6 protein-coding genes are annotated in these 7,098 nt (G+C 60.8%); 5 read left to right on the forward strand and 1 reads right to left on the reverse strand.

All coding sequences use genetic code 11. The features are described 5' to 3' along the window. The first annotated feature begins 222 nt into the window (after window positions 1-222). Window positions 223-837, forward strand: coding sequence for a nitronate monooxygenase (locus KGZ66_11125; GenBank protein ID MBS3986137.1), 615 nt, complete (start codon window positions 223-225; stop codon window positions 835-837). A gap of 354 nt (window positions 838-1,191) precedes the next feature. Next, entirely contained in the window at window positions 1,192-2,595 is a 1,404-nt protein-coding gene (locus KGZ66_11130) for an aldehyde dehydrogenase family protein (protein ID MBS3986138.1), read from the forward strand. A gap of 71 nt (window positions 2,596-2,666) precedes the next feature. Here KGZ66_11130 and KGZ66_11135 read toward each other — a convergent pair whose 3' ends face one another. Beyond that, window positions 2,667-3,437, reverse strand: a complete 771-nt coding sequence (locus tag KGZ66_11135) for an SDR family oxidoreductase (GenBank protein ID MBS3986139.1) — start codon at window positions 3,435-3,437, stop codon at window positions 2,667-2,669. 264 nt (window positions 3,438-3,701) lie between these two features. Between KGZ66_11135 and KGZ66_11140 the strand changes: the two genes are divergently transcribed. Genes KGZ66_11140 through KGZ66_11150 form a run of 3 tightly spaced genes read left to right on the forward strand, consistent with a single transcriptional unit; the run spans window position 3,702 to window position 6,793 of the window. Beyond that, on the forward strand, window positions 3,702-4,745 hold the full coding sequence (locus tag KGZ66_11140; GenBank protein MBS3986140.1) for a helix-turn-helix domain-containing protein: 1,044 nt from the start codon (window positions 3,702-3,704) through the stop codon (window positions 4,743-4,745). Between the two features lie 54 nt (window positions 4,746-4,799). Continuing rightward, entirely contained in the window at window positions 4,800-5,174 is a 375-nt protein-coding gene (locus tag KGZ66_11145) for an acyl-CoA dehydrogenase family protein (protein MBS3986141.1), read from the forward strand. Then, window positions 5,159-6,793 (forward strand): GMC family oxidoreductase N-terminal domain-containing protein, encoded by a 1,635-nt coding sequence (locus KGZ66_11150; protein MBS3986142.1) that lies wholly within the window; start codon window positions 5,159-5,161, stop codon window positions 6,791-6,793. Before KGZ66_11145 ends, KGZ66_11150 begins: the two co-directional genes overlap by 16 nt. The last annotated feature ends 305 nt before the right edge of the window (window positions 6,794-7,098 follow it).

Raw genomic sequence — 7,098 nt, forward strand, 5'->3', positions numbered from 1 at the left:
GGGCGTGCGGGCCAGCGTGGGTAGAGGTCGGTCAATTCTTTGATGGCACTCGACCGCGATCGCTAACTTGACCCGCTGCCGACCACTCGTACCCAGGATTGCCTGCGGGCGATATCCGGTGCCTTTCGGTCCTGGTTGCGCCTGACAGCCCACATTAAATAGAGCCGCCGGGCTTGCCCGGCAGGCCGTTGGTCGGCGGCACCTGCGCGGGCCCGCACGCTTGTGAGCGGCGAGCGCCAGCACCCCGCCAAGACCAAGGGCGCCCATCCCGGAAGCGAAGCGATTGAAAAAGGCGCCGACGGCCTGGTTCTGGTGGCCACAGGCGCGGGTGGCCACGCTGGTCGCCAGTCGCCCTTCGCCTTGGTTCAGGAGACACGCGCCTGGTTCGATGGTCCGATCGCGCTATCGGGCTCCATTGCCCACGGCTCCTCCATCCTCGCAGCCGAAGCCATGGGTGCCGACTTTGCCTATATCGGTTCGGCGTTCATTGCGACGCAGGAAGCCCATGCGCAGCCCGAGTACAAGAAGGCAGTCATCGAAGGCAGTGCTGAAGACATCGTCTACACCGACTTCTTCACGGGCGTTTGGGGTAACTACCTTGGCCCGTCCATCGTCGCCGCCGGCATGGATCCGCAGAACATGCCAAGTGCTCACCCTTCCGACATGGATTTCGGCGGCCCGGAAGGCGGTCCCAAAGTCAAGGCATGGAAGGACGTCTGGGGCTGCGGTCAGGGCATCGGTGTGCTGCACGACATCCCGTCGGCAGGCGAGTTGATCCAGCGCTTTGCCGATCAGTACCTTGCGGCCCAACAGCGCCTCGGCCGACGGGTCGCCTGAGTCACTGTACAACGCCGAAGTCATTCACGAAGACCTTGTTGGGTCAAAGACTCGAATGAGTCATGCTTGACCTTCTGATCGATAGAGGGTGGCACCCATTTTTCCGCTCAACAACCCTCCCGCGAAAGAGTCCTGAACTGCCTAAGCGTAACCCAATCTGCCTCCCGCCTTTATTCCACCTTGGCTGAATGCTATGAATTCAAGAGCATTTGGCAACGCCAGGAAATTGAGGTCTTTTGCCAGCCCAGCGAGACGTTCCGTCATTGTCCCGTTGGAGACCAGGTTGTAGCATTTCTGTGCTGAATACGCATGCATTCCATATTCCGCACAACACTGCAACAACAGGAGACAAATATGGCGAATTACAAGCTGCTCATCAACGGTGAACTGGTCGATGGCGCATCCACCATGGAAGTCATCAACCCCGCCACCGAAACGGTACTGGCCCTGTGCCCCCGCGCCGACGAGGCGCAAATGGAGGCCGCCATTCAAGCGGCAAAAGCCGCCTTCCCAGCCTGGTCTCGCCGCCCCATCGCGCAGCGCAGGGACTTGTTGCTGAAACTCGCTGACACAATGGATGCGCAACAGGAGGATTTGGCGCGCGTGCTGACCCAGGAGCAAGGCAAACCGCTCGGCGAAGCCACGACCGAGGTTTTATGGACGGCTCTATTCATCCGTGGCATTGCCAGCCAGGAACTGCCGGTCAAGATTCTTGAAGACAGCGAGACCATGCGCGTTGAGCAGCACCGGCTGCCGCTGGGCGTGGTGGGCGCCATCATTCCCTGGAATTTCCCACTGCTGCTGATGGCATTCAAATTGCCCGCCGCCCTGCTGGCTGGCAACACGATCATTATCAAGCCAGCCCCCACCACGCCTTTGGCCACCTTGAAGATTGGCGAGATCATGGCCGGCACTTTCCCGGCGGGCGTGGTCAACGTCGTCACCGACCAGAATGACCTGGGCGGCTATCTGACCCAGCACCCGGACGTGGCGAAGATCTCGTTCACAGGCTCATCCGCCACTGGGAAGAAAGTGATGGCATCCGCCGCAACCTCCCTCAAGCGCCTGACCCTGGAGCTGGGTGGGAATGATGCCGCCATCGTCCTGCCGGGCGCTGACCCGGCCAGCGTTGCCCAAGGCATCTTCAATGGGGCTTTTTTGAATGCCGGGCAGGTCTGCATCGCGGTCAAACGCGCTTATGTGCATGAATCAATTTATGACGACGTGGTTGACCGCCTCGCAGCCCTGGCAAAACAGGTGGTGGTAGGCAACGGATTGGACCAGGGCACAACCATGGGGCCCATACAGAACCGGATGCAATATGCAAAGCTCAAGGAATTCCTGGAAATAGCCAGGAAGGATGGCCGTATCGTGGCAGGCGGCGAAGCCGAGGGCCAAGCCGGATTTTTCATCCGTCCAACCATTGTCGCCGACATTAAGAATAGCTCACGACTGGTTCAAGAGGAGCAGTTCGGGCCGGTCTTGCCTGTCATCAAATACTCCGACCCTGAAGAAGCACTGACCAGCGCAAACGATTCCCCCTGGGGCCTGGGTGGTTCCGTCTGGGGGGCGGATAGAGAAAAAGCGCGCGAGATTGCGTTGCGGATGTATTCAGGCACGACCTGGATCAACAAGCATCTTGATATTGGCCCCGCAATTCCCGTTTGCGGCGCCAAACAATCTGGAATGGGCGGAGAACTGGCCGAGGAAGGATTGCTGGAATTCACGCAGCTTCACATCATTAACGAAGCCCGCTGATTTTCATGGGTTGAACCTGGGGATTCTCTCTACGGATCCCCAGGACGCAGCGCTACTTTGGACCGTCGCCCTCAAAGCGATGAGCACAAATGCCCGCCGTCCACCGGCACGCAGGCGCCGGTCATCCACGACCCGGCCTCGGTCGCGAGCAGCAGGAACAGGCCGTTCAGCTCTTCCGGTTTGCCCAGGCGGCGCATCGGGACGCGCTGGATGAGCGCCTTGCCATAGGCGGTGTCCCACATGGCATCGGTCATCTCGGTGCTGATGTAGCCCGGCTCGATGGCATTGACGCGGATGCCGTGGCGCGCCCATTCGAGCGCAAGGCTTTTGGTCATGTGTACCACTGCGGCCTTGGACGTGGCATACAGCATGGCGCCCGGCATCACGCGCTCGCCCAGGATGGATGCGATGTTGATGATGGAGCCGCCCCGCCCGGCATCCACCCAGCGCTGCGCGGCACGCGCGGCCACCAGCCACACGCCGCGCACGTTGGTCGCCATCAGCGCGTCGAAGTCGGCCGCAGGCAGCGTGAGCGACAGGCCGTCGTTGGCAGCCCCGGCGTTGTTGACCACCACGTCGAGCGTGACGCCCAAGGCGTCCAGTTCGGCAAAGGCGCCGTCGATGGACTGCTCGGAAGCCACATCCATTTCCAGCACCGTGACTTGCGGCGCACCGAGTTTTTCGAGTTCCAGCGCGAGCTTGTCGAGCCGGGCCTTGCGCCGCGCCGCGATCACCACCTTGGCCTTGCAACCGGCGGCCAGCCGGGCAAAGTTTTCGCCCAGGCCCGACGAGGCCCCCGTGACCAGCACCTGCTTGCTGGCCAGCATTGCACCCAGATCCATAGCGTCTCCTCTTCAGCGTTCACCATCGATGTCGCGAGGTTAGCGCAGGGCCCTCCGGCTATGGGGATGCCGCCTGCCTGCATCCGTCAAAAGAGGCTTCTTGTCAGCCGATAGAGACGATCCGTCATTGCCGCACCAAACACCGTTTCCTACGATCGCCTGCATCCCTTGAGGCACCCGGAGCGTCGCACAAAAGCACGCCACGGTGCCGACGTTCCGGCCCGATCGGCCAAGGCGTTGAGGGGCAAGTTCTGGAGACAACAAATGCTGCAACAGTCCGCCATGGAGTTGTCCATCGGCCATGTAGATGTGATGGAAACGGTCCTTGAAGGCCGCTTCCAGCACTGGGATCTTTCTTCCCCGGCAAAGCCTGCCGCAGTCCAGGCGACGCTGCAACGGCACGAATTCGCCGGGGCTTTCCTTGTGCATACCGTGACCGAACCCGGCGTCGGCCAGCTTCTGTCTGGACATTCGCCATTCGATGAGGTGCTCTGCCTGGGGCTGCAGCTGAACCTGAGCGGCCGGGTGCAGTTGCAGCAGTGGGACGCACCGGTTTGCGAGGGCGACATGTTCCTCTGGCGCACCGACCAGCGGCAGAACCATGAGGTGCTGGAGCGCACCCACAGCGTGTCGCTGATGATTCCCTGGCAGCTCATGCGCGAGCAGTTGCCGAGGCGCAAGCAGCCGCCGACAGCCTGCCGCATGGATAGCCGCACAGGCGTGGGCTCGCTGCTGAGCCAGCACCTGATGGGGCTGGCCAAGGAGATCGGCGCCATGCCGCCCTCTGCACACCTTGCCCTGTGCCGCACGGCGATCGGGCTGCTGGATCTTGCGTTGCCAGAGCCGGAGAGCGCCACCCGGTTCACGGCCATGGCCGCGTTGCGCGAACGGGCGCTGGCCTACATCGCCCAGCATTTGCACGAGGATGACCTGAGCCCGGCACGCATCGCCGCCGCGCTCGGCATTTCGCGGCGCTACCTGCACGCGCTGTTTGCGCAGGGCGACACCACGGTGGTCGGCCACATCCTGGAAAGCCGGTTGCAGGCGTGCTGGCGGGCACTGATTGACCCGGCCTGCAGGCACCAGCAAATCTCGCAGATCGCCTTCCACTGGGGCTTCAACTCCACCAGCCACTTTTGCCGCGCATTCAAGCAACGCTTTGGGATGCCGCCCAGCGATGCGCGCGGGATGGGAGTCCATGGCCCGGCCATGGGCCAGGCCCGGCCAGCCGGGTTTTCCCTTGTGCACGCAAAGTCACTCGCCATGCGCTGGCGGGCAAGACGTGCATGGGCTGAATGCCGACGATAGGCCAAGTCTTCCACCCTTCACCTTCACAGCACCCACTTTCCGAGGAACGACCCCATGCTGCCGCAACTGCACCGCCAACCCTGGATGGACAGCGACATCGAGACCTTTCGTGACCAGGTTCGCCGCTACATCGCCGCCGAGATGGCTCCGCACCTGCCCGTCTGGCGCGAACAGGGCTACATCCCGCGCGAGGTCTGGCGGCCCTTCGGCGAAATGGGTTTCATGCTGCCCGAGCTGCCCGAGGAATACGGCGGCGCCGGGGCCAGCCTCGCCTACCAACTGGTGGTGCAGGAGCAAGACCGAAGGACTACTCAACATCTTCGAAAAGATCCTCTGACGTGGCTGCGGCGGTTGATGCTGGCATGTTGCATGACGCCGGGTCGCCAGCATGGGTCGAATGACAAGGGAAGCAAATGGCTGACTATGTAATTATTGGAGGTGGGTCGTCGGGCGGCGTTATCGCCAGCCGGTTGTCCGAGGACCCCGATGTCACCGTTTGCCTGCTCGAGGCAGGCGGCCCAGGCACCTCGCCGCTTGTGTCCACGCCCGGCGCTTTTGCGGCGCTGATCCAAGACTATCGGATCAATACGCTCAACTGGCGGTTCAACACCGACCCTTCAAAGGCGCTCAACGACCGCCGCCTCTACAATCCGCGCGGGAAGATGCTGGGTGGATCGAGCGGTATGAACGGGATGGTCTATATCCGCGGCGACCGGTCGGATTTCGACCACTGGGCCGAACTCGGCAACGACGGCTGGGGTTACAACGATGTCCTGTCCTATTTCCGCAAGGCTGAGAATAATGAGCGCGGTGAGGATGAGTTTCACGGCTCGTCGGGACCGCTTCACGTATCCAACGGCAAGCGCGAATTCGATGTCTATGATGCTTTCATCGAGGCGGCGACTGGACTGGACCATCAAGCCAATCCGGACTTCAATGGTGCCAGCCAGGAAGGTGTCGGCATCTATCAGTTTACCGTGAAGGACGGGAAGCGCGCCAGCGTGAAGGCGTGTTACCTTGATCCGGTGATGGGCAGGCGCGGCAACCTCCGCGTCGAAGTACATGCCCGCGTCCATCGTATCAGGTTTGAGGGCAACCGCGCGGTGGCAGTCGAGTATTCCCAGGACGGGCAGTTGAAGACGATCCCGTGCGAAAAGGAAGTCATTGTCAGCGGCGGCGCCTATAATTCGCCCCAACTGTTGATGCTTTCCGGTATCGGACCGCGTGATGAGTTGGAGAAGCATGGAATCGAAGTGATTCATGATATTCCCGGTGTCGGCCAGAATCTTCACGACCATCCTGACCTGATGCTGGTCTACCAGTCGAAGAAGCGGCTCGGGATCGCACTCAATGTCGTTGGCGCGCTCAAGACCGTGCGAGACCTATTCCAGTATCTCACGCAAAGGAAAAGCTGGCTGGCATCGCCGCCCACGGCTGCAGGCGGTTTCTTGCGATCCGCGCCGGGGCAGAACCGGGCGGACTGCCAGGTCCATGTCGTGCCGCTCGCCTATCGCGACCATGCGCGCGACTACAAGCTGATGACGAAATGGGGCTATACGATCATTCTCAATATTGGGCGCCCAAAGAGCCGCGGCTGGGTTGCCTTACATGACTCAAACCCCGAATCCGATCCCAAGATGGACCTCAATCTCTTGAGTCATCCCGACGACCTCAAGACGTTGCGCAATGCCTTCCGTGTCGTGCAGGAGATCCTGCATTCGGATCGCATGAAGGCGATGATGAAACGGCCTCTCTATCCTGACCGCTACCTTGAAACTGATGAAGAGATCGACGCCTATATCCGGGCAGAAGCCAATCATGCTTATCATCCGGTGGGAACATGCAAGATGGGCACCGACGAGATGGCGGTGGTCGACAACCGCCTGCGCGTTCACGGCCTCGCAAATATCCGCGTGGCCGATGCCTCGATCATGCCATCAGTCGTCAACGGCAACACCAATGCAACCTGCATCATGATCGGCGAGAAAGCCGCCGACATGATCCGGCACGATAATATGAGCAGCAAGAATAGCATCGCAGAATATTGAATTGGACGATTGGATCAATGCTGCAGACACAGATGCTTACGAAAAGAAGTCCGGAGAGGCCTATCGCATGTCAGTTTATTATGTGTCGACTGCGCCATTGGGGATAGGAAATCCAACCGCATGAGCACAAGTATGGCACACGTTTGGGGCGTCTCAGGCATGCACACAGGGGACTGCTGGGTTGATTTCTCAAAGCCAGTTGCCCGAGATTTTTCGGTATGACCCGTTTTTGGCGGTGACAGGCGCAGCGCTGCCTCGCAACGTTGGCAAAACCACTGTTAACCGCTGTTGCCACCCTACCAACT

This window comes from Selenomonadales bacterium, from assembly GCA_018335585.1.
Classification (GTDB): domain Bacteria; phylum Bacillota; class UBA994; order UBA994; family UBA994; genus UBA994.